Here is a 24139-nt window from a genome sequence, read left to right on the forward strand (position 1 = left end):
CCAGGGGCGGTTTCCGGACGCCAGACCAGCGCGCAGGGTTTGGTTAGGCTTGGCTAACCATAAACGTCCCGTCGCAGGTCAGAGGCGCAAAAGCCGCACACCAGACATAAAATTTGTATAACGCAACTGATCTCCTTGACCGGTTCCCTGCCTCGAACACCACGGCCGGAAGGGTGCAGGGAGTGCCGTCGGGTGCCCCCGCTGGCCCCATGGACCCTCCCTGCACCCCGCTCAAGCCCGGTCCTCAGCCGGATGCCCCTCCCGACGGCAGCGAAGAACGTTCGTGCAGGCCCAGCGCCAGATCACGCCAGACGAGGTTGTGCAGCACCGGCACTTCATCGGGCGCCGGATCGAACAACAGCTTGTTCAGGAACTCCCTCGGCAACGGGTCCCGGGAGGAGGCGAGCTGCCGCAGGAACTGCCCGACGCCCACTCTCAACGCCTCGCCCGCCAGGGGTTTCTGCAAGGTGCGGAACAGCCAGCAGGCCACTTCGGTCAGCCGTCGCGTGTGCCTCGACTCAAGCTGCTCATCAGCCGGAGGGGGAATCATCAGGAGGAACCGCCACTCAAGCAACAGGACACAGAGCGCCTCCGTTCCTTCCTCGGTGCGGGGAATGCTGAAGAGCGTGTGCAGCACCAGGTTCTGCGCCTCGTAGGACAGCGGGACCCGATCGACGACGACGGCCAGCAGGTCTCCGTCGCTGAAGCTCTCCAGCACGCGCTGCGTGTTCACCTTGAGGTCCTCGCCAGGACGGTCCGCCGCCGTGGCGTAGGCGAGGTTATGGCGCAGTTCCCTCAACTGCTGGGGGGTCGCGGCCTGCCGGAGCTTGCATTTGCGCTTGCGCGGAAAGGGATTGGAGAGGCCCAGCAGGTGGTCCGGGTCGATGTAGTAGAACTGACTCTGCTGGCTCGGCTGGGGAGCGTGCTGCGCAGGCGGAGACTTGGGCTGCGGCGGAATGCTGCGGTCCAGCGATAGCGCGGTCTTGACCGGCTCGGTCTTCGGTGCCAGATCGAAACCGGACGGCGGAGCGGGCAGGGAAGAAGGGACGGGTGGGGGGTCCGGTGCGTACTGCCCCGGAGCGGGCTCTCTCACTTCGCCATGTGATGGCGGCCTCGTTCCCCTGTCGGGTGCCCCTTCGAAGGTGAAGCCCTGATGGCCGCGCTGACCCTGGTGGCCGTGCTGATTCTCATGACCCTGTTGGCTCTGTTGGCGCTGCTGACTCTGTGGGCCCTCTGGGGGCTCGTCGGATCCAGTCGGCTGATGGGTCGGTGCGGAACCGTGCACCAGGGAATCGGCCGTCCAGCCGGGTGAGCCCGGCAACGCCCCCGACTGCGATCCGACATCCGGTACCGCCTCCGCGGGCGTTGACACCCCCTCAGCGCGGGAACGAGCCCCGGAAGAGGGCATTCCGGAGCTCGGGGCACCCACCCCGTTCGTACCGTTGCCACCGGTCGCAGCGGCCGAGTGGGACCTGACGTCCCCCGAATCATCTGACTGCCCGGAGCCCGTCCGCAGGCTGTCCGTACCGGAGCCCGACCGACCGCCCGTACTGCCCTCCGTACCGGTGGCCGACCGCCCGACCGAGCCTGCGCCCGCCCGACCGCCCGTGCTGCCCTCCGTACCGGTCGTCCAGTGGTCACCCGAGCCTGACCGCCCCTGGGCACCCGCCGACGGGTGCCCGCCCTGCCGGGCGCCCGATCGCGGCGGCACCGACGCCGTACGTGCCGCCTGGCGACCGCCGCGGTCCCGCTCGTACCCGTACCCCTGTTCGTCGTCGTACTGGCCGGACTGGGTGGCGCGGGCCGTCGACCGCCCGGAGGGGCCGTCGCCGCGCCCCTCGCCCTGCGCCGGCGCAGCGTTGGTGCCCCGCTGCGGGCGTGCCGCCCTGTCCCGGGGCGGCAGTCCCCTCAGCGCGCGGTCGACGGCCTCGTACCGCTCCTCGTCGTCCTCCGTCTCGGCCAGCGGCCCCCTCAACCGCTCCAGGGGCCGCTCGTACTTCTCGCGGGCACCGTCCGCAGTCGCTCCCCCGCTGCCGATGTGATCGAGGTAGTGCCGAACGAGTCCCTGCGCCAACTCGGCCGCCCGGTCGGAGCCCGGATCGGTCAGATCGATGCGGCGCAGTCGCACGTCCTCCTCGTGGGACGCCCGCCAACTGGGCACGAAGGTGACCCGCAGCGGATGGGAGTCGACGGTCGCGTACGAGGCGTACGTCCAGCCCTCTCCGCCGAGCGTTCGTCCGAACACCTCGCACAGCCCGCGCAGCGCGACGAGGGCCGCATCGGGCACCTCGTCCGAGTCGGCGCCGGAGCTGCCCGTGCCGATGGTTTCCAGCCCGCGGGTCAGGGCGGAGACCCGGCCCGACGGAGTGCGCAGCAACTGGGCCACGAGGCACTCCAGCGGCCGGACCAGCGAGGGCACCGCCGCGTCCAGTTTCGGTATGGCGTGGTTCGCCATCGCGTCGAGCCGGTCGTAGGGAATCCGGTTCAAGGTGCCGGAAGCCTGCGTCCAGTTGTCGTCCCCCCAGGGCGAGGCACCGAGCCCCAGGCAGAAGCTCGCCGTGAGGAACCTGGGCGGGCTGAGCAGGGCGTGACAGACCGTACTGCCACGGCCCTGGGCGTCCGCCTTGGGACGGCGTCGGACCAGCACCGCCCGGTCGTTCCAGATCACCCGGACGATGCTGCGCTGGTCGCCGCCGCGGACCCGCAGGATCGGGCCGAGTTGCTCCGCCATCTCCCGCGCGTCCCGCTCCCCGCAGGACTGGGCGACGGCGGTGATCCCCGCACCGGCACCGCTGCGGTTGCCCGCCCAGCGGAAGACGATCTGGTGGATCTGGGAAGCGTCCTCGTCGTGCGGCACGGTCACATCCCCACCGCTCCCGGACCGTCGCCGCCGGCGTCACCGAGCACCCCGCACATCGACAGCACGGACACCAGCGGCTCCAACACCCGTCGTGGACGCGTGCCGTGCGGAAAGCTGTCCTTGTGGCCGTGGCTGCCCGTGGCGGAGGCGAAGTGCAGGGTGCACCGCAACACTCCGTCGAAAGGTTGCACCCAGGCGGGCCCGCAGTGGTGCCGCAGGAAGGCGTACGCGTCGCGGCTCTCGTCCCGCAGCCGAGCGGCGGACAGCCGGGCGGGCGGCGGTTCGGCCAACCAGCGGTCCACGGGCGGCTCGAAGCGCAGCAGATCGGACTTGTTGATCACGACAGCCGCTGCGACACCGTGGTAGGGCCCGCTGCGCGGCAGCCGGTCCAGCACGGTCTGGAAGGCCGGGTCGCCTCCGCTGGCGAGTCCCAGTTCGCCGCGCAGCGGGTCGAGATGGGGCAGCGGCACCGCCCGTAGGGGGTCGACCACGAAGACCAGGGCGTCCACGCCGAGCATGAAGCGGAGCATGGCGTCGGTACGGCGCAGATCCTCACCGCTGAGGTCGAAGAAGGCCACCGGGCGGGTGCTGCCGTCGGGACCGCTCAACAACAAGGCGGCCACGAACGAGGCGAACGACTCGGGCGGGGTGTGCTCCAGCATCCGCCCCGAGCGCAGCCGGGTGACGTGTTCCTCGATGAAGACCCGGTGGTCCTGCGGATTGACGGACTGCCAGGTGATTCCGTAGCGCTCCAGACCGCCGTCGATGATCTCGGCGATCATCTGGGTCAGCAGATGGGTCTTGCCGGTCGCCGAGTCCCCGACCATGGCGACCGTCAGCGGGTCGCCGTGGGTGAGGTAGGGCGCGGGAATGTAGTGCTGCGGCACCCCGTCGGTGTTCCGGCAGCGCTGGTAGGCCGAGCGCAGGGTGTCGGCCCTGCGCAGCGGACTGTTCTGCGTGGACAGGTCCAGGGCCTCGTACTGCTGGCGGTCGTTGCGTACGAACAGGTGCCGCTCGTCGAAGCCGATGGGCTCCAGGCAGTACGGGCAGAGCGTCTCCCGGGTGGGTGCCTGGCCCGGGGGTGAGGTGGAGGTCGTCATCGGTGCTGGTCTCCTCGGGGGCCTGGGCCGGGGTTCTTGGGGGTGGCGCTGCCGCCGACGTGCCAGGACTCCTGCTGTCTACGGTCCTCGACGCGTCGGCTTCCGGTCCTGACCCTGCTGCCGCCGGGCGGATAGTCGGGCGGCGGCGGTCCGGAGGCCGCTCCCCGGGCGGCCCGCACCAGTGAGGCGTGCTTGCGCTGCATGGCCTCGTCGAAGTCCCTGCGGTGCGGCTCCAGGGGGTCGGGGAGCGCGGTGGTGAGCGTCTGGGTGTCCGCGTCCGGCATCAGCCGGGCGAGCAGCGAGGCCGCGGACGGCCGGTCGGCCGCCAGGGGGGCGAAGACGGGTGCGAGGGTCTGGGCGAGGGAACGGTGGCGTGCGAGGTCGGGCGACGGGCCGTCCGGACTGCCCTGACGGCCCGTGACGATCTGGTGGAGCACCTGCCCCACGCTCCACAGTGCATCGCGCGCATCGACCTCCCCCGCGCCCGCCCGCTGCTCGGGGGAGGCATAGGGCGGTACGCCGCAGGGGGTGCGCGACCGTCCGACGCGGGTGATCGAGCCGAGGTCCCACAGCTGTGCACCCTGCCCGTCCCAGCGCACGGCGGCCGGCACGATCCCCTGGTGGACCAGCCCCACGGCCTCCATCAGCCGTACCGCGAGCACCAGATCGCGTTCGATGACCCGCTGCTCCCCGGTGGACACGCCCTGATTGAGCGCGGACACCGGTCGACCCCGGGGAGCCGCGTAGAGGATGAAGGGTTCGGGCGCGTTCATGTCGTAGCCCACGGGCATCGGGAACAGTCCCCGAAAGCGCGTGCCGCCGTACGCCCGGTTCAGCGCGAGCGCGGCGGCGGTCTCCGCCTCCAGCAGGGCGTACGCGGTGTGGTTGCCGCTCTCCGATGCGGGCAGCCGCACCTGTACGCCCTTCCAGTCCTCGCTCTGGACCGGGCGGGCGAGGACGGGCGGTCGCACCAGGCGCGGTCGGTCCGGGCCCAACTGCACCCGCAGGGTGTGGTGTCCGCCCTGCGGGGTGACGAAGCCCAACTCATGGCGGGCCCGGGCGCCGCCCTGTCCCGCACCGTTGTCGGCACCGCCCATTTGGCCTGCACGGCCCGGCTGACCTTCGAAGTGGCGCTCCCCCGCTCCTGCGTGTTCGCGGGCGCCCAGCGGGCCGTCCCCGGCGGAGCGGCCCTGTGCGAACGGGTCACGCGGCCCGCTCTCCCTCGCGTCGCCCTGATACGCCCCGGGTGAGTGGTCATTCGCCATGGCGAGGCCCCCTGTATCGCTGGTCCGGCAGGTCCTGGGCAAACTCGTCGGCCCTGGTCCACACCGTCTGTACCGTCCCCGCCCGCAGCGGGGTGAGTTCAAGGACGCCCACGAACCGGCCGGAGGACATCCACACCGCGTCGTCGAGTGCGGTTTCGCCGTCGTCACCGAACTGGCCCGACCGACCCGATCGATCGGACTCCAGCACCGGTCGTACGGCTGCGGGGGCGAACCTCAACAGGCGCGCCGCCGATGGATCACGGCTGAGCAGCGGCAGTTGCGCCGGGGAGCACAGGGGGCGCAGCCGCCGGCCCGCCAGCTCCGGAATGAGCGCTTCCCACACTCGCTGGGGACCCACTCCGAGCAGTGCCATCGAATCGCCGCGGTCACGGCCGCGGCGGGCGAAGGCCGGCACGGGCAGGACGCCGTTGCTGCGCAGTTGGCGGTGCACCGACTCGATGCCCCGGCGGACGGCTTCGTCCGTGGTGGCCGGATGGTCCTGCGGCGCGGGCACCCCGGGCACCACGGCACCCCAGTGGCGACGCAGTGCGTCGACGGTCGCGTCGGCGAGATCGGTGAGGAGCGTCCGGTCCAACTCGGGGCCGCCTTCGCCGCCCCCTTGGTCGAGCCACGGGGGCGAGCAGCCTTCGGCGTACACCGCCGCTTGGCCCGCGAACCCGGAGGTGCGGACCGCGGGACGACCGGTGCGGCGTTGGCCCGGTACGCCCGCGGGGTCGCTCCCCGCGGAGTCGCCCGGCCAGGGGTCGGCGGACCATTCGTCCTCGTCCCAGTCCTGGACGTCCCAGCCATCTGCACCCCAGCGGTCCTCGGCTCCCTCCGCGTCCCAGTGGCCCTCGGGCTCACCTTCGGCCCACTCGTCCGATGCGCCCTCCTGGGAGGTGCCGCCCGGGGCGAGGCGGACGGCAGAGCGCAGCGCACCGGCCAGGGCCCGCGCGCCGTCCGCGGTGCGGGTCCGTTCGGCGGCGGCCCACCACTGCTGCCGGACGATCTCGGCGACGAGCCGGTCCACGGTCTCCAATCCCTGGTCGAGCCGCTCCACGCCGGTGGCCTCCCACCAGTCGTCGACGGCCCGGGCCCAGCGGATGCAGAGCAGCAACACGGCCCACAAGGTGGCCAGCAGCAGGGTGGTGAAGCCCAACCAGGACGGCGGCCCCACCTCGTGGCCGAGCATCCAGCCGCCCGCAACGCCGACCGCGGCGGACAGGAGTTGGGGGCCGGTGGCCATGCGCAGGGCGCCGCCCCGCGCCCGGTTGGGACGGGCGCGGGCGGCGAGCAGATGCCCGGCGAACAGGATCGACAGCGGCAGCAGGGCCAGCAGGGTGCCCGGCCAGGGCCAGAGCGCCCCCAGGAAGGACAGCAGGGCCACCGCGGTCAGGGCTCCCGGGCGGGCACGGGCGAACCGGAACGGCTTCACGACGGTGACCGCCTCCGCCTCGGGAGAGCCCTGCTCCAACTCGGCGATCCGACCCTCGGCGGGGAGGGGAGCGATCTGTTCGGAGAGGGCGGTGAGCCGCTCGGCGACGGTGTTCAGATCGAGTCCGTCCTCCACCATGCTGAGCGTGAAGCGGTTGATCTCGTCCTCGACCGCGTCCGCTCCCCGGGCACGCTTGGGCACCGGGCCCTGACCTCCGTACCGCTGCCCGTCGCCGGCGCGTCCGCGGCCGTCGTCCGAGGACGGGAGTGCGATGCCCATTTCCGCCAGCAGTCCTTGGGCGTCGCCAGGCGCCAGATGGGGCGATGCGCTATCGCGCAGCGTCCGCGCCGCCAGGGTGCGGTAGCGGCGGAGCTCCGTGGCGGACTCCTCGATCGCCCAGCTCATCCCCTGTGCGGGCCGCCGGCCCACGATGATGCCCACCGGGCGGGCCACCTCGGAACGGAACCGCCTGGCCCGCAACAGGGCCTCCGAGCAGGCCCGGTGCGCCCGTTCGGCCGGGCCCCCGGGGACATGGATGCGGGCCGGTGCGGGCGGCGGCCCCTCACCCGCGAGTTCTGCCAGCCGGGCGGGCAGGTTCTGTGCGGTGAGCCGTGGCCCGGTCGTGCCGGGCTGCCCGGTGAACCGGGTGAGCGCACCGAGCCACGCCCGCTCCAGGGCGGGTGCGGCCAGATCGTGCTCCAGGGCGCGCAGTGCGGGCGCCGCGGTCGCGGACGGGCAGTGCCGCAGGGCAGTGAGCACCCGATCGAAGAGTTCTCCCTTCCGCAGCAGGTCGACGAGGATGCCGAGGGCTGCGGCCCGGGCGGTGTCCGGGCCGCCCTGGCCGTCATCGGCTGAGCCGCCGGCGAGGGGGTCCGCGGTCCAGAGCACCCCCACACCCTCGGAGTTCAGTGCGGACACCAGTCGGAGCCTGCTGGGCGAACGGTCCTCGTGCTCGGTGTCCCACGAGGTCTCGTCGTCCCATTCGGAGACCTTCGCGGACGCGTCCAGCTCGCCGACGGCCAGGCACACCACCTCGACCGTGCCGAGGGTGGGGTAGCCCATGACGAGTTCATAGGCGTCGGCGTGGGTGGTCAGCCCCTGCGGGGTGTCCACGAGGAGGAAGCGCAGGTCCCGCTCCGGTGCCGCCTCCCCCTCCTGCCGCCATTGGTGGAGCACCAGGTCCCGCAACCGCGCCTGGTCCACGGGACGTTCGTGCTCGGAGCGGAAGTCGAGTACGACGACGACGGAGCCGCTCACTCGGGGTCTCCGTCCCAGACGCCGCGGCCCTTGCCGTCGGAGTCCCGCTCGCCGTCCCACTCGGCCTCGCCGTCGCTGTCGGCGAGCCCCCAGGGAACGGGCGACTCACCACCGGGCCAGCCCTGTTCCTGGCGCGGTTCGTCCGGGTAGGGCGCGTAGGACGGCTCGGCGGACGCCTGGTCGGGGATGAACGGCGCGGCGGAGGCGACCCGTCCCGCGGTGGGCGCGGTCACGGGCACATCGCCCCGTGGCGTACGGATCGACCCGGCCGCATCGGCGGCGTCGGCCGGATCGGTCAGCCGTCCGTTGGAGTGGTCGGCCCCGGCCTGCCGGGGGCGGCGGGTGGCTCCGGCGGGGTCGGTGGGCGGCTGGCCGTGCCCCGCCCGGGGCGGTACGGGCCAGTCCGGATCTCCGCCGTCGGAGCGTGGGCCGTGATCCCGGCCCGGTCCGTCGTCGTAGTCCTCCTCCCGGGCGGCTCGTTCCGCCCGGGCCGGCTCGCCTCGCCTACGGGTGTCGGCCCCTTCCGTACGGTCGTCCTGCCGACCACCGGCGCGTCCGGTCGGCGGTCCGGAAGGTGCTTGGGCCCGGGCGTTCCCGGCGGGACGCGAACCGCTCCGGTCCTGGCCCTGGCGCGGCATGTCCCCGCCGTACCGACCGTCCTGCGACGGCTCGTCGTACCGGTCCCTGTGCGGCCGGCCCGATGCGTACCGTGCCTCACCGTCGACGTCTTCGTACCGGTCGGTGCGGTCGGTGCGGTCCCCGTGTCCTCGGCCGGCCGGCCCGTCGTGCCGCTGCCCTCCGGCCCTGTCGCCGGCGTACTGCCCGTCCTGCGAGCGCTCCTCGTACCGGCGCTCGTGGGTCGTGGCGTCGGGCTCGGACCATCCCTGGTCCCAGTCCTCGTCCCGGCCGCGACTGCTCCGCCCCGCGTCCCCGCGCCGGACCGGGGTGTGGTGATCGCGCACCCACTCCTCCAACAGCCGCAGGTTCGGCTGCACCGGGCGCTTGCCCTCGGGGAAGGGGACTTCGAGCGCGCCGACGAGGGTCTCCTCCCAGAACTGGCGCAGGGGGCGCACCCATTCGGCGACCCGATCGCCGTACTGGTGCTCCCGCTCGTCCAGGACCCGCAGTTGGCGTGGGGCGATCTCATTGACGAAACGTCGGTACAGCTCCGAAGGCTTGCTGCCCGAGGTGGTCAGGTCCTGCGGCAGGACCCGCATCAGCTCACGGCAGTAGTCCTCCACGATGGAGCCGTCACCGTCGCCGTCGCCCTCGCTCAGCAGCGCCCAGTGCTCGTAGGCCCGCAGCAGGCTCGCCCAACTGGAGATCTCGTCGTGGTGCTCGTCGAGTTGGAGCGTCATCGCGGGCACGTCGTTGCCGACGCGGTCATGCAGCCGGATGCGGACCTTGCGCGGTGACGCCGGGTCCCCGAGGCAGTCGACCTGCCCGTTCCACATGGCGCACAGGAGCCGGTGCAGGATGTGCTCGCGGTCCTCCTCCGTACTGGCGAGCCAGTCGTCCTGGTAGCCCAGGCGCTGCCGCCAGCGCAACAGGTCGTCGTCGCGCTGGTCGTCCTGGGCGCGGGCCCACTGGCGCAGCACCGCACGCGCCTCCGGCACTTCGGTGACGCTCATCTCGCTGCGGAACAGGACCACCGTGATCGTGTCCGAGTCCACGCTGCGGCACTCGATGGTGCGCTGGCTGTCGCGCGGCAGGTGCAGGGCGCGCTTGAGGAAGGTCTCCGCCGCGTCCTTGCTGTGCGCCTGCGGATAGGTGATGAGGATCTTGAGCGGTCCGCTGCCCTCCGGGGTGAATCCCGCGGGCAGCAGCCCGGCCAGCTTGAAGCCGAACTGGCGCAGGGCACCGGAACTGACCTGCTCGGCGGCCTTGGAGTCACCCGCAGCCGCGGACAGCAGGGTGCCCAGCCTCGGCATCAGGGGGCGGGAGCGCTGCTGGCGCCCGCTCTCCGCGAACAGCTTCTGCACGCGCTCCTTCAACACGCCCTTGACCCCGGCGACCGCACCGGCCGGATTGCGCCGACCGTCCGTGAACGTGCTCTGCCAGTGGTCCGAGCTGACGAGGGTGAGCAGCAACGTCGTCTCGTCGTCGCTCCCGCGCAACGACTCGCTCTCGATCAGCCGCTCCATCAGGTCCTCGTAGAACTCGCCCAGGCTGGCCTGCGGCGGCAGGAAGTACGAGACGCCGGTGCGGTCGTCGTAGAGCTCCTTGACCTTCGCCGCGTCCGTGCTGCGCTCCTCCTCGACGGCGTCGCGGAAGGCGTCGACGAGTTGGCCGAGGTCGTGCTGGAGGTCGTTGGCCGCCGGCCGCCAGCGCGGTTCCTGTTCGTTCCAGGCGCGGTGCCAGACGGCCCGCGCGCTCAACTGGTACCAGTCGTTCTGCTCCTGGATGACCGTGGCCACCTCGTCGTCGGCCCAGCGCGGCCGGGACAGACCGCCGATCCGGCCCCGAATGCGCGGCACGATCGGCGGCGGCAACGCTCCGCTCTCCAGCCCGGCGGGCGCCTGCCTGCGGTTCTCCAGCACGCCGAAGAAGCCGAGGCCCGCCACCGGGTCCGAGTCGTCCGGGATGCCGCGGATGACCCCTTCCAGCTGGAAGAGATCGATGTCACGCAGCATCCGCTCGGCCGCGGCACGCGGTTCGAAGGACTCGGCGAGCGTGATGACCTTGCGCCCCACGCGGCGCTCCAGATCGTCGAGTTGGCGCCGCATGGCCTCCAACCGGTCGCGCAGCGCCTGCTCGATGTCGCTGCTGCCCTTGGGCACCACCGTGGGCTCCGGTACGGGAATGGCCTCCCGCCGCCAGAGGTCGCCCAGCCCCGCGGCCTCGAACATCTGACGCACCAGCGGGGCGTTCTCCGTGGTCCTGGGAACCCGGCGGTCCAGCAGCCGGGGCACCGCCCTCGCCAACATCCTCGCGGACACCAACTCGGCCAGTTCGTCGAGGGGCGCGGTCATGGAGGCGACCAGGCTGGTGGAGACGCCCCGGTGGCCGATCCCGCTGGCGGCCCTGGTGCGCCGGGTGACGCCCCGGTTGATGAAGTTGGCCGCGAAGGTCTGATAGTCGTCGTCCGCGTGGGCCGGCCCCTCGCGCAGCTCCGTACCGATCAGGGACAACACCAGCGAGACCATGGAGCGACGCAGGTCGTCCGGCCGGATGCCGGCGGTCAGGCTGAAGAGGAACCCGGTCGGTACGGTTCCGTTGTCCAGCCGGATCGGATGCATCTCCGGGTACCGGATGCGCAGGGCGTTGAGCTGCTCCGTCGCCCCCAGATCGGATTCGGCGTCCGGTACGTTCTGCCGGTCGACGAGCCGGAACAGGTCCACCACGGCACGGGCCGCGTTCAGTTTGGCCGCGCGCCCGCCGCCGTTGCCTTCGGGGAAGGCCGAGGGCATCACCACCAGCGGGTAGATCCGGGCGCCGGTGAAGTTCTTGTCCTTGAACGTCTGGCCGATCAGGTGCAGGTAGTCCAGGAAGATGCCGGTACCGGTGCCACCTGCGACGGAGAAGGCGACGAACACGTCGCAGCCGCTGATCGGGCCGCCCTCCAACTCCTCCAGCTCACTGCCCGAACGGCTGATGATGTCGATGGCGTCGCGCAGCGGCTCCACGACCGGGGCAGTGCCGTTGCGGAGGGTGCCGAACAGCGCCGCCCGGCCCACGGTCGGCCACTGGCCTGCACCGTTGCGCAGGGGCACGACCTTCGGTTCGCCCTCGCGCGGCGGCAGCCAGTCGGACACCTCGTCGCGGAGCACGGCGCGCAGCATCCGGGTCACGTCCGGAGAGCTGAGGTAGCTGGCGGGCAACAGGTCGTGGGTGGCGCGTGCGGTACGTGCGTACGCGTCGCGCAGGGTGCGGTCGGCGTTCATGTGGGGAAGCCTGGCGAGTTCGGACTCGCTGTAGTCGGCGTACACGAACTGGAGGCAGTCGGGCAGCTGGTGACGTTTGCGCAAGCTTCCCGCAGTGAGCGCGTTTCCGTCGGGACCGCACAGTTCGGCGCGCAACCGCCGTTCCAGTTCGGCGCCGACCAGACCGCCGGTACCACCCAGGCCGACGAACAGCATCGGCTGGAAGATCCTCATGATTTCTTCTCTCCGCGAAGGCCGGAGCACCCGGCCGGTTGTGGGTGAGGGATGTGCAGTGCTGTGGTTGGTGCCGTGCTCGCGTGGGGGGTGTGGTCGTCGGATGGCCCGACGGTTGGCGGCCGGTGCGGCCCGGGCCACCCGGCCGGGGGTTCCGTCCGGATCCGGCCATGCAGCCGGATCCGGACGAGGGCCCTACAGGTCCGGGTGCGACGAACTCCCGGAGGACGCCCCCACACCGCCCGACGAGGACGGATAGGCGGAACCCGAGGTGGCGCCCGGGCGCTGCTGCTGACCGCTCGCACCGCCCTGACCACGGCGTCCGCTGCCATCCAGCAGCCGGACCAGGCGCCGCAGCGCACCGCCGCCCACCGCACCCCGCCGGGCACCGGGCTCGATGCGCAACTGGACCGTGCTGCCGGGCAGCATCACCGAGCCACCGATCCGCACGGTCTCCTCGGCCCGCCCCGGCATCCGCAACAGCCCGCCCCGCGGACCGCGCCGCAGGTAGTAGCCACCGCTGCTCGGACGCGGCTCCAGCCGCGGATCGTCGCTCTCCTCATCGACCACTTCGAAGCGGTACGGGACCACCCCGCCCGTGCTGACGATCAGTGAGCTCCCCTCGCGGTGCCCGCCGCCGTGCGGCACCAGCAGCCTCAGCACCAGCCCCGAGGGGTCGGCGCGCATCTTGCGGGCGCGCCAGGACCAGATCAGATAGGCGATCAGACAGGCCAGGAGGATCGCCCCCGGCACGATGGCCCACCAGTAGTCCCGCCACAGGCGCTCGGACACCGAGGGCAGCGGAACCACCTTGATGGTGACCAGGGTCTCTTCCAACACCTCTGCGTCCGCGGCACTGTCGACGACGCGGATCTTCCCCGCCAGGGTGCGGCCCTCGGTCTTCTTCCCCACGCGGAGGGTGCCGTACTCTGTGATGGACTCCCCGGGGTCCAGCGCGAAGTCCCGTCGCGACAGGGTCAGATCACCGGGTGCGGTGTCCACGACGTTGAGGCTCAGCGTCCGTCGGGTGGTGGTGTGGTTCTCCGCCTTGAGGGTGAACCGGGCGCCCTCGCCCGGGTGGACGGTGGTGTCGGAGACCTTGATGTCGGCCCGCACCGGTTCGTTGACGCCGCCGATGCGGGTGGGGAAGGGCCGGTGGTCCGCGGTGAGGCCGACCGCACCGAGCACGCCCACGGCCTTCAGGGCACCGTTCGCCGTCCCGGGCACCTTGACCGTGCCGGAGAAGATGCCGTCCCGCGCCTTCCGGTCCTCGCCGTCGCCGTCGTCGGCGAGGGAGATCGGGACCGGGTTGAAGCCGTCACCGCTGAGGGTGGCCGACACCCGCAGCCGGTCGAGGTCCTCACGGTTGGTGATGGACTGGTGGTCACGGGTCTGGAGTTGGAGTTCCACGACCGGGCTCTCACCGGGCCGCGGAGCGGTGGGCTTCATGCTGATCGAGGACCGCAGCGAGCCGCGCCACTGCACGCCGACGCTGGCGAGCTTGTCCCGGTGGCCCTCCGGTGCGTCGAGGTGCACCGTCCACTTCCCCGGCCGGGGGTCGGTGACCCGCAGCGCCTCCACGTTCTTGCCCTCACCGGCGAGGGTGAAGGTCGATCCGTCCCGGTGCTTGCCCGGCTCGATCTTCTTGCCCAACGGATCGATGTACGTGACGGTGACCTTGGGGTCCCCCTTGGACACCACGATGCTGGCCAGCGTGGCGAGCGGGGAGATCCTCAGTTGGACATCGGTCGGCGGGGTGCCCTTGACGGGCTTGTCCGAGACCAGGCAGCGCGCCCCGGCGAAGGCGGCCTGGAGGGCGTCGCCCACGGCTTCGGCGTCCGGCACCGTACGGGCCTGCGGCTTGGCCTGCGGCAGATTGGCGCACGAGCCCTGGAACGCACCGGCCGCCATCTCCTTGAGCTTGGCGCCGTCCGCCTTGCCGAAGCCGAGCGGCCAGATCTGCACCTTGGCGGCCTTGGCCTCGGCGAGCGCCTCCGCCAACTCGCGCTTGCCGTTCGCCTCGCGGTCCTTGGGATCCCCGTATATCGGGCTGTCCTCGACGTCGAGGAGGCCGTCGGTGAGCAGGAAGAGGACCCTGGGCACGTTCGCTTCGCCCTCGCCCAGCCGGTCCACGGCCTGGCGGATGGCCGAAGGGAAGTCGGTGCCGTTGCCCTCGTCCTGCTCGCGGCTCTTGAGCTTGCCGATGCAGTCGCTGAGCTTCTCGCGGGCGACCCCGCTGAGGGTGGTGGCCGGGCAGACCTCGTCCACCGGCGACTGCCGGTCGTTGTCCGCACTGGCGAACCCCAGCACCGTCATCCGGGAGAGGTTCGACATCTCGCCTACCACGATGCGCTCGGCTGCGTCCCGTTCGCGCTCCACGTCCTTCGCGGCCAGGGACCCGGACACGTCCACCACGATCGCGGCGTTGACCGGGTCCTGCGTCTCCTCACGGGCGAGCGCGGCCGAATCGAAGCCGCCGTCCAGGCCCTGGCCGGGCTGCGGGGACAGCGTCAAGGCGGCCAGCACCAAGGCGCCCAGGGCCGCACCGCCGCCGAGCATCCGACGACGGCCCCCGGTACGACGCGACGAAGCGCGCACGCCGCATCCACCCGAGGCGGGCCACCCAGCGGAATCCCCCGTATCGATCCCGCTGGGCGTGCCCGCCCGGCCCCCCGGCTCATGGTCCGCGTGCCGCTGCGGACCGCCTCCCATCGGCGCCGGCGCGCCGCGGGCTGTGCGGCTCCGGTCGCCGCTCGGATCTGTGCTCACGTCTCTCCACCCCGTCTTTCTTCCTGCCAACCGCTCGTGCTCGTGTCCGCCGCGGCGTCGTTCCCGCTGCTCCTGCTCGGCCCCGTCAACGGCATTGCTCTCGTCCCCGGCCCCTGCCCGGGCCGTCCCTGTCCTCGTCAGACCGTCAGCAATCCGGCCGTCACCCCCACCACCCCCACGAGCAACCAGCACACGCCCCAGCGGATGCAGCGGTACTTCCGCGCGAGGATGCTGCTCAGGTCGACGGTCTGGGTGACCAGCCAGGCGGCCGGCTCCCCACCCGCGGCCGTCACTGCCGCCAGGACTCCCGCCTGACCCGACTCCCGGTGGATCGCCAGCACATCCGCGTAGAAGGTGATGCCGGGCCCGTCCCGTTCAGTTCGAAAGCGGGGGAGTATCGCCCGAACGAGTGACACGGCTCCGAACACCCATACGAGACCGCCCACCGCGAGCAGCCCCATGCCCACGGTGGACGGTCGGTCAGGAAACCTCGCATTGCTCGCCACGAGCGCGGGCAGGGCGAGGACGAAGGAGAGCAGCACCGACGCCTTGGTGTCGGCGCGTGCCAGGTCCTCCCTTATGAAGGTCAGCAGGCGGCTGGCGGCATAGCCGGCGCCGGCGCCCTCGGCGCTGTCGACGAGCACGGGGCTGCTCATCCCCGGCCCCCTTCGTCGTCGGAGACGGACCAGTAGTCGTCGCCCCGGCGCTCACGCCGGTCTTCGCCCCGGCGGGGCGGCTCGTCCCGGTAGCGGTCGTCCCGGTAGCGGTCGTCCCGCGGGCGGTCGCTTCGGTACCGGTCGCCGCCGTAGCGGTCGTCCCGCCGCTGGTCGTCGCCGTACCGCTCGTCCCCGGCACGGCTGTCCCCAGCGTGACGGTCCTCGGTGCGACGGTCCTCGGTGTGGCCGTCCCTCGTGGCGTCACCGTCGTTCCAGCGCCGGTCGTCACGGGACGGTCCGTCACCACGGCGGTCGAGGCCGGTGCGGCCGTCCCCGTGGCCGTCGACCGTCGAACGCCTCGTACCCGATCGACCCTCGGGCGCGTCCCACGACCGGTCGTCCCGCCGTCCGGCGTCCCGCCCCACACCGTCGCGCGTACGGTCCTCCCGGCCCCGGCCACCAGCCGACCCGGCCGCGCCGGAACGGTCCCGCTCCTCGTCGTCCCACGAAGAGCCATGCCGTGTACGACCCCGGTCGGGCCCTCCGCCGTCGCTACGACCACCCCGACCGCCCTCACTGCCGTCACTGCCCTCACGACGGGCATCCGCGGGCCGTGGCTCCCCCTGCCGACGTGACCCGTCCCGGGTGTCTCGACCGCCCCCGGGGCGATCGCCCCGGTCCCAACCGCTGTCGTCCCTGTCACGATCGCGATCGCGGCCACTCTCCCGGTCACGGTCCCGGTCACGGCCCCCGGCCCGATCGCGGTCTCCCCGCGGGGGGTCCTGCCACCCCTGATCGTCCGAGCGCCCGCGCTCCGACCGAGCGGAGCGCGAGGAACCCGATGAGGACCACCGGTCCGCACTGCCCGAATCGGAGTCACGGGCGTCAGCAGACCTCCGGCGGGAGCCCCGGTCCGGACCCGGCCGGTCGGACGCCCGCTCGTCATCGCTCCGCCCACCGTGCGGCCGACGACGGGAAGAGTCGTCCTCCCCAGACCGTCCCCCCGCCGAGGAACGGCCGGCCCGCGGTTCGTCCGCGTACAGCTGGGCTCGCGGCGCATCGTCGTCGTCCCAGAGGTCCCGCTCCGGGCGGCGGCTCGATCCGCCACGGCCGCCTGCGCCCGCGGCCCGGTCCTCGTCCACCCAGGAGCCGTCGTTCCAGACCCGCCCCTCCCGCGGCTGTCCGCTCCTCGGTCCCGTGTCCGCGCCGGGCCACGGCGGCTCCTCGCGCGAACCGCCCCGAGGCGGCTGTGCGCCACCGCCGCCGGACGAACCCGGCGGCAGGGAGAGCCGGGGCGGCGGAGAGGGTGGCAGTGCCCGCTCGGCAAGTGCCTCGTACTGGGGGTCGGGCGAGCGCTGACCCGGGAGGATCAACGAACGCAGATGAGCCTCCAGTTCGGGGCTGGTGATCCGGTCCTGCTCCAGCATCCGCAGGAAGAAGTCCCGGGTATCGCTGCGCCCCTGGGCGTCGTCCTCCTGCATCATGGTGATGACGCCCTTGACGTCCTGTTTCGTACCGGACGCCATCAGATAGGCGAGCCGATCGGACGCCGACCCGGCGGCCAGCTTTGAGTAGGCGGCGAAGCGCCGCCCCACGCGCTGCTCCTCGCCCTCGTCCGTACGGGCCTCGTGGACCTGACCGATGATCACCTCATCGGTGCCCACGTCCACGAACAGTTCGGCGCTGAGCCCCACTTCGGCGCCGAGATCACGCCAGCGACCTGCCCTGATGTCCGCCCGGATCGCGGTGTTGGCCTGCTGTGCCTCCCGTACCGGATAGCGCTCGGACACCTCGCGCAGCCGGTCCACGATCTCCTCGCCGAGGTCCCTCTCCACGCTGGAGAGTTGATTCACGGCCACCCGCTCGTAGTCCGTCACCTTCCACCGCAGAGTGATCTTGGTGACGAAGAAGGTGGCCGCGCCGGCAGCTGGAAGTCGCACATCGAAGGAGGTGATGTGGCGCCCGCACGCCACATAGCAGACGCTCAGCGGACGGGCCCAGAAACGACGTTCCCGGACCTCGTGAGGTCCGTTCACCGTGAAGACGGTGCAGCCGCCGCCCTCGTAGAAGACCACCGACGCCGCCTGGGCTCCGCCGTCGTGGCGAAACCCCCGCCCGGGAAAGGGCCTCTCGCTCAGAAAGGGTCCCGGAATGCTCTCCGGGAGCCTTCGGCCGTTGTCCCCCGGATGGCCGGGCGACTCCGATCCGTTCTCCCGGCCCTGCTCGCCACCTTCTTCAGGCGATTCCGCTTCTTGCTGCTGCCCGTTCTCGTCCCGGTAGCCGGTCAACTCCGCTCCTCTCTCCGGCCGGGCAGCCCGGCCCCCACTACGTCCCGCACATGACTCGCGAAGGCTTCGTTCAAAGGTTCATCAGGGGCGTCCGCCATGGTTCGCAGCAGCCACAGCAGCCGCTCCCAGTCCCGCCTCTGACGCATCAACTGCGGCAGGAACCACAGCAGGGCGCGCAGGATCTCCCCCGGCACCGGATCGAGCTCCGCCCCCGCCACGGGCTCGTGATCCTCGAAGGCATAGATCCGCTGCCGTCGATCGAGCCCCGGAACCACGGCGTCCTCCTCGGCCACCCGCAACCAGTCCCGGAGCGCGTCCGCCGTCCCCTCGCTCGACAGATGGGTGTCGGCGGCCCGCCACAGCAGATCGGCCAACGGAGGCGCAGCTCCCGGAACCGCCACCGCGACCGCGAGCGCCAACGGCCAGTGCGCGCGCAGTTCCAACTCTCGGTCGGTCTCCTCGGTGACCGCACGAGGGGCCGACGAGAGGGTCGTCGAGCGCCAACGCACGGAGGGAGAACGCCGGTTCGGACGGACCGCGGGCGGCAGCCGGTGCACGGGCAGCCCCGATGACGAGGAATCCCCGCCCTGGGGACCGCGGTCCTCGTCCTCAGCGGTCCCCGACGCTCCGGTCTCGGGCTCCCACAGCTCATCGGTCCGCGCCCAGGCGATGCGCAGGGCGCTCAACAGGGCGAGGTTGCGGTACTCACCGGTGAGCTCCGCAGCCCACTCGTTCAGGACGGTGAGCACCTCCGTGGCCCTGCTGCCCGATGCGAGCCTGGCCAGCGAGAACGACGCCACCTGGAGGTACTTGCCCTCCTGTCGGCTGCCGATGTCACCGAGCAACTCGACCGCGTACCGGGTGTCCTGTTCGGTACGCCCGTAGCCGAGGACGATCGCGGCCGTCCAGCACAGCTCCGAGTCCGTGGCGTCCGCCCAGTCCCGCACGACGGCGCGCACGGCCGCCCGGTGGGGCTCACGGCCGCCCATCTGGTCCAGGGCCGTGGCCGCGAAGAACCGGCGCCGCGGGGCGTCGGCCGCAGCCAGCGGACGGATCAGTTCGGTGAACCCGTATCCGACGTCGGCCGCGCACAGCTCGCCCGCTACCACGGCGGCCCGCGTCCACACCTGGGGACGGGGATCGTCGGCGAGGGACCGCAACCACCGGACCATGGGGGCCCGCGCCGAGTGGTGGCGCTCCCAGACCTCCGCCAGTACGGCACCGGCCAGGGCCTCGCCCCGGTAGGCGACCGCGCGCACCGGCAGCGGCACCCCGCCGAACGTGTCGTCGTCCTTCACCGAAAGGTCCGCCCGGCAGGCGGCCAACAGCCCTTCCAGGTTCTCGGTGAACACGGGCCGACCCGGTGCCCGAGCTGGATCGCGCGCCTGGAGGAGCTCCCACGCCAACAGGTCGGCCGCATCGGCGACCGCGCTGAACGCCTCACCGTCCAGCACTGCGAGCGCCACCCGGAAGGCCATCTCGCGCAGCCAGCCGTCCAGGTTGTCCGCCGACTGCTCAGCGCCCCGCCCGGAGTCATCGCCCAGAGCGGGTACGCGCACCGCACCGCGCCCGGTGAACCACTCCCTCGCCTGCCGTCGGGCCACCTCCCCGCACGAGTCCAGCAGCTGTGGACGACTGAGCCCGCCGCTGACGTGCCGGACGACCAGACGTGCGACGTACTCCGTCTCCCCGGGCCGCAGCGAATCCAGCCGGATCCCCAACGCCTGCTGGAACAGGGCGTGATCGAGGATCTGGTTTCCCGCGTCGAGCACGCCGGATTCGGTCGTCTCTGCCTGGTGGGAAAGCCCCCTGACGAGGTGCCAGGAGAGCAGTTCGCGCGCCGGCGCCGGCGGGCACTGGCGCCCGTACCGTCCGGTGAGCAGCCCGCCGCCGGGTGAGGACGGGGACGCCACCAGCACCGCGTAGGCGGACCGTTCGGCCAACGCCGACGACAGGGCGTCCAGATGCAGTTCCTGCGGAACGGGCCAGTCCCCCGCCTCTTCCGGCAGTTGGAGGATCATGCCGCCCCCCTGCGGCACACCGGCGACGATGGCCGGCAGATCTCGTACGAGATGGGCCGCGGCGGACGGATCGAGCCGGGTTACCCGCCCGTCGTTCTGCGTGCCGTCGGCCCCCTCCGCACCGCGGGTCCTGCTGGCCGTGGTCAGTTCGTCGAGCAGACACAGCGCCGTGGTCGACCGTCCGGTCCCGGGCGGTCCCCCCAGCAGCAGGACGCGTCGGTTGCGCAGGACGTCCTTGAGCAACTGGTAGCCGTTCGGAGCCCGGTAGACCTGCCGCAGCCGGGCCAGCTCCTCATCGGGAACCATGCCGAAGACGGGTGCCCCGGCCGTGCCGCCCCCACCGACGTACACATCGCCGAAGTGGGCGTGGCCGAACCGGCTGCGGTCGAAGACCCCGCTGTTGCCCCGGACCTCGAATCGGACCTGGGCCTCACGGCGGGCCCGGGTGGAGGCCCGGGTGCCACCGGACGCGCCGGTGTCGGCCAAGGGGTCGCCCATGGCCTCCCGAAAACGCTCACCCTGCCGCTGCTCCCGCTCGGCGCGCTCGTTGCGCGCGTCGTCGGAATCGTCGTCCTGCCCGCCCGAGCCGGGGGAGTCACCACGGTCCCCGCGCTCATCCCGCCCCCGATGGTCCTCGTCCCGATCCCTGTCCCTGTCCCGATCACGGTCCCGATCACGGTCCCGGCCGCGGTCGCGATCCCCGTCCCTGTCGCGGTCACGCTGCCCGCGGTCACGGTCCGGCTCCCGGTCCCGGTCCCGCTGTCCACGGTCCCGGTCCTGACGGTCCGGCCCACGCTCCCGGCCCCGGTCGGCCTGTCCGGCGTCCTGCGCGGGCGGGCGGGCGGGTGCGGCCCCCGCGCCGGGGGCATCCGCGTTCACCGCTCACCCCTGGGCGGAGTGGAGTGACGTCCACCGAAGTGGGTCGTGCCGTAGCGGAAGTCACCGCGGTCCACGAAGATGCTGTCCCCGTCGGCCTGCACCTCGAAGTGGGCGCCTTCTCGGTCCCGGTCCGACTCCTCCTGGTCAGTGAGGTTTCCCGGCAGCCAAGGGTCCGCCGATGCGACGTACCTCTGGGCCCGTCCCTCTGCTCCCTGTTGCCCTTGTTGCCCTTGCTGTCCGTCCGGCTCGGCAGCCTGAGCAGCGGCGGCGGCGGACGGGCCCTGTGACCCGTTCCGGGCGGTGCCTCCGGCCTCGGGCGTGGCACCCGCCCCCCGATACGCCCCGAACTCGACGTCTCCCGGAACGGCGGGCCGTGTCTCACCGGGGATGTGGTACCAGGCCGTGAGGGGGCCCTCCTTCAACATCAGCCGCGCCGGCCGGTAGGTCGACGGCTCCATGAACCGGCCACCGTGCTTGACGACCGCCTGATAGAGCGAGTCGGACACCACGCAGACGAGGTCACGGCCGGAGTGGGCCAGCACATCGCGGGTCACATCGGATTCGGCCAACCGGCAGACCTGGTCGACGGCCTCGCCCGCCATTCCGTCGTCGTCGTGCTGAACGGGCCCCACATGCATGCTCACCCGCAACCCGAGCGGTACGGAGAGTTCCTCGTTGCCATCGCGCAACACCTGGTACAACTCGGCCAGCCAAGGGCCGATCAACTGCGCGGGTGGCACTCGGGCGTCCACGGCGGCGAGAAAGCCGTCGCCCCGGTCCTCCCGATGGATCAACGACCGGCCCACCCCGCTGGAGTCGAAGGCGTCATCGGCGAATGCGTAGATGCGCCGACGCATCCGCAGCTTGGCGTTGTCCAGATAGCGACCTGACCCACGGGCATCCACACTCATCAGGAACTTGTAGACAGCCCCGGCACCCATTGCGCCTCCCCTGGTGTTCACGGATGCAGGTCAGCATCCCCGTCCCCAGGGCATTGGCATGTGGTCGTTTACACATCGTTCTGAAGCATTGGGATCTTCTGGAAGGTGTGCACGCCCCCTGCGCACTACCCCACCACCAAGTGCACGCCCCCGCGCCCCCCTACCCCGATCGCCACCCGCTGCCCAGCGTCGGAACCGACGAACACGGAGCTCAGGGGGAAGAAGACACCGCTGAACGGGGTGAGCCACTCCTTGATACGGCCGTGACGGAAATCCGTCTCAGCGCCACACACGGGCGATCCGCAGCTACGCCCCATCGGCCCACACCGATACGGAGAAATCCTCAGGACGTTCGGCTGCGAAAGTCGAAACTGCCGCCCGAGGCGAGCAGACGCAGCACCGTCGGATCGACCAACTCGATCCTTCGCTGCCCGGTCCGCACCACGTCGGCGTCGCGCAGCAACCGCAGCGCCTTGGCCACCGCCTCACGGGTGGCGCCGACCGCATCGGCGAGATCGTGCTGTGCCAGATCGACCAACACCACCTCCGCAGCGGTCTCAGCCCCGCGCTGGACCGTGGCCGGACCGACCGCGGGGAGCTCCAACAGCCTTTCCGCCAAACGCTGGAGCACGGTCAAGGAGGCCAGTGACCGACGCTCCTCGTCGGCGCTGCGCAACCGGGCCGCGAGCTGGGCCATCAGCAGACCGTTCGCCTGCGGGGTGCCCGCGACAAACCGTCGGAACCGCTCGCTGATGATCACCCTGGCGGATACGGGACCAAGGGCGGTGACCGTGGCACTGCGCGGCGAACCGTCCAGCATCGCCATTTCGCCCACCAGTTCGCCTGGGCCACGAAGGGCCAGAATCAGCCGGGACGACGCCCGCTCGGTCGCCGTGGAGACGACGGCCCAGCCCGTGAGGATCACCAGCACATGGCTGCCCTCGTCGTTCTCCCGCAACAGGTGTTCCTGAGCAGCGAACTTGCGTTCCGCGCCGAGGCCCAGCAGCTCTTCCCTGGCCTGCTTCCCCAGCCCGTGGAGAAACGGCCGTCCTCGCCCGACCAGGCTCATTGCTCGCGCCACCCCTCGCCCTGTGCGTCGCCCATCGAGCGTAGTGACCCCCTGGGAGGCACGGAAGCGATCGAGCGGATGCACCTCGGCTGAACCACGGGCCCAGCCGCCCTGCTCCACCACCGGCCGAGTAGCCGGGACCATCCGCACTCGGGTGCAGCGATCTTCAGCCAGGACACCGTGTCGGGGTCCCCGGTCTCCGCAGGGCCCGTTCTCGACGCCAGACTGCTATGAACGCTCTCTCCGCTCAACCACTTTCTCCGGCAGTCTCCGCTGAAACCCCGGAAACCGCACACCGGCTCGACCGCCCACCCACCACATCGACCACCCACCAACATCGACTATTCGCCGACGCATCGACGATTCGGCCGCCGCCGCCCCACCACCGGACCCGAGAACCGAAAGCCCTGCTCCGAAAACCGAGCGGTCCCTGAGCCCGAAACCGAGGGGCGCTCCGGAAGCCGGAACCCAGAGCGATCGCCCGCCGTCCGGAACCTCGTACGGGCGTTCCCGGTGAAGAGGGCCGTCCCACGACCCCGTAAACCACCGGCCGAGCCGTTCCACCAGCAGGCCGGTGCCACCAACCAGCCGGTTCGCGCCCAGGGCGCTCATCTCCCCGGCCCGTACGACAAAGAAATGCCCTCCGACCAGCTTTTCGCAGGTCGGAGGGCATTCATCGAGTGGAGCCTAGGGGAGTCGAACCCCTGACATCTGCCATGCAAAGACAGCGCTCTACCAACTGAGCTAAGGCCCCTCATGCGAGGACGAAGCCGATTGGACCACGGGTCCCGGCCACATCCGCAGACCCAGAGTACCGGGTGTTTCGGGTGATCCTGCAAAACGATTAGGACTCCCCGTGGGCGACCACTCTCCGTAAGATGCACGACGAGGTTCGCAGCAGCGAAGCCCGCTTTGGGGAAGCGATGGGGAGACGCACATGGACGCCGTGCAGCAGGAAACGACCGCAAGAGCCAGGGAGCTCCAGCGAAGCTGGTACGGGGAGCCGCTGGGGGCGCTGTTTCGGCGGCTGATCGACGACCTGGGGCTGAACCAAGCCCGGCTCGCGGCCGTTCTCGGTCTGTCCGCTCCCATGCTCTCCCAGCTCATGAGCGGCCAGCGGGCCAAGATCGGCAATCCTGCGGTGGTCCAGCGGGTCCAAGCGCTCCAGGAGTTGGCGAGCCTGGTCGCCGACGGAAGTGTCAGCGCCGTCGAGGCCACCGACCGCATGGAAGAGGTCAAGAAGTCGCAGGGAGGCTCCGTGTTGACCGGTACCAGCCAGACCACCAGCAGCTCCGGCGCCCCCACCGTGCGCCGGGTGGTGCGGGAGATCCAGTCCCTGTTGCGGTCCGTTTCCGCCGCGGGCGACATCATCGACGCCGCGGACTCACTCGCCCCGACCCATCCGGAACTGGCAGAGTTCCTCCGGGTCTACGGAGCAGGGCGCACGGCGGATGCCGTCGCACACTACGAGTCGCACCAGAGCTGATCACCGAGGCTGAACC

Annotated in this window: 12 protein-coding genes and 1 tRNA gene; 1 reads left to right on the forward strand and 12 read right to left on the reverse strand. The window is 71.6% G+C overall.

Annotated elements, in window-relative coordinates; all coding sequences use genetic code 11:
* Positions 1-244 precede the first annotated feature (244 nt).
* The 12 genes from ABZ348_RS10020 to ABZ348_RS10075 all read right to left on the reverse strand — a co-directional run bounded on the left by ABZ348_RS10020 (position 245) and on the right by ABZ348_RS10075 (position 23391).
* Positions 245-2863 carry a hypothetical protein gene (locus ABZ348_RS10020; RefSeq protein WP_358931217.1) on the reverse strand — a complete coding sequence of 873 codons (2619 nt, stop codon included), beginning with the start codon at positions 2861-2863 and terminating at the stop codon, positions 245-247.
* Entirely contained in the window at positions 2860-3960 is a 1101-nt protein-coding gene (locus ABZ348_RS10025; RefSeq protein ID WP_358931219.1) for a hypothetical protein, read from the reverse strand. Before ABZ348_RS10025 ends, ABZ348_RS10020 begins: the two co-directional genes overlap by 4 nt.
* Positions 3957-5225, reverse strand: a complete 1269-nt coding sequence (locus tag ABZ348_RS10030; protein ID WP_358931221.1) for a hypothetical protein — start codon at positions 5223-5225, stop codon at positions 3957-3959. Before ABZ348_RS10030 ends, ABZ348_RS10025 begins: the two co-directional genes overlap by 4 nt.
* Positions 5215-7917, reverse strand: coding sequence for a hypothetical protein (locus ABZ348_RS10035; RefSeq protein WP_358931223.1), 2703 nt, complete (start codon positions 7915-7917; stop codon positions 5215-5217). The genes ABZ348_RS10030 and ABZ348_RS10035 overlap by 11 nt, the downstream gene beginning before the upstream one ends.
* On the reverse strand, positions 7914-12014 hold the full coding sequence (locus tag ABZ348_RS10040; protein ID WP_358931225.1) for a tubulin-like doman-containing protein: 4101 nt from the start codon (positions 12012-12014) through the stop codon (positions 7914-7916). Before ABZ348_RS10040 ends, ABZ348_RS10035 begins: the two co-directional genes overlap by 4 nt.
* A gap of 195 nt (positions 12015-12209) precedes the next feature.
* Entirely contained in the window at positions 12210-14612 is a 2403-nt protein-coding gene (locus ABZ348_RS10045) for a vWA domain-containing protein (RefSeq protein ID WP_358931227.1), read from the reverse strand.
* Positions 14613-14920: 308 nt separating this feature from the next.
* Positions 14921-15439 carry a Pycsar system effector family protein gene (locus tag ABZ348_RS10050; protein ID WP_358931229.1) on the reverse strand — a complete coding sequence of 173 codons (519 nt, stop codon included), beginning with the start codon at positions 15437-15439 and terminating at the stop codon, positions 14921-14923.
* On the reverse strand, positions 15436-17727 hold the full coding sequence (locus tag ABZ348_RS10055) for a hypothetical protein (RefSeq protein WP_358931230.1): 2292 nt from the start codon (positions 17725-17727) through the stop codon (positions 15436-15438). Before ABZ348_RS10055 ends, ABZ348_RS10050 begins: the two co-directional genes overlap by 4 nt.
* Positions 17724-20627 (reverse strand): hypothetical protein, encoded by a 2904-nt coding sequence (locus ABZ348_RS10060; RefSeq protein ID WP_358931232.1) that lies wholly within the window; start codon positions 20625-20627, stop codon positions 17724-17726. Before ABZ348_RS10060 ends, ABZ348_RS10055 begins: the two co-directional genes overlap by 4 nt.
* On the reverse strand, positions 20624-21568 hold the full coding sequence (locus ABZ348_RS10065; protein WP_358931234.1) for a hypothetical protein: 945 nt from the start codon (positions 21566-21568) through the stop codon (positions 20624-20626). The genes ABZ348_RS10060 and ABZ348_RS10065 overlap by 4 nt, the downstream gene beginning before the upstream one ends.
* Before the next feature lie 343 nt (positions 21569-21911).
* On the reverse strand, positions 21912-22637 hold the full coding sequence (locus tag ABZ348_RS10070; RefSeq protein ID WP_358931236.1) for a Crp/Fnr family transcriptional regulator: 726 nt from the start codon (positions 22635-22637) through the stop codon (positions 21912-21914).
* A 681-nt stretch (positions 22638-23318) separates the two neighbouring features.
* Positions 23319-23391, reverse strand: a tRNA-Ala gene (locus ABZ348_RS10075).
* A gap of 183 nt (positions 23392-23574) precedes the next feature.
* Between ABZ348_RS10075 and ABZ348_RS10080 the strand changes: the two genes are divergently transcribed.
* Entirely contained in the window at positions 23575-24123 is a 549-nt protein-coding gene (locus ABZ348_RS10080) for a DNA-binding protein (protein WP_358931238.1), read from the forward strand.
* Positions 24124-24139 lie beyond the last annotated feature (16 nt).

Source organism: Streptomyces sp. NPDC005963, from assembly GCF_040638655.1.
Classification (GTDB): domain Bacteria; phylum Actinomycetota; class Actinomycetes; order Streptomycetales; family Streptomycetaceae; genus Streptomyces.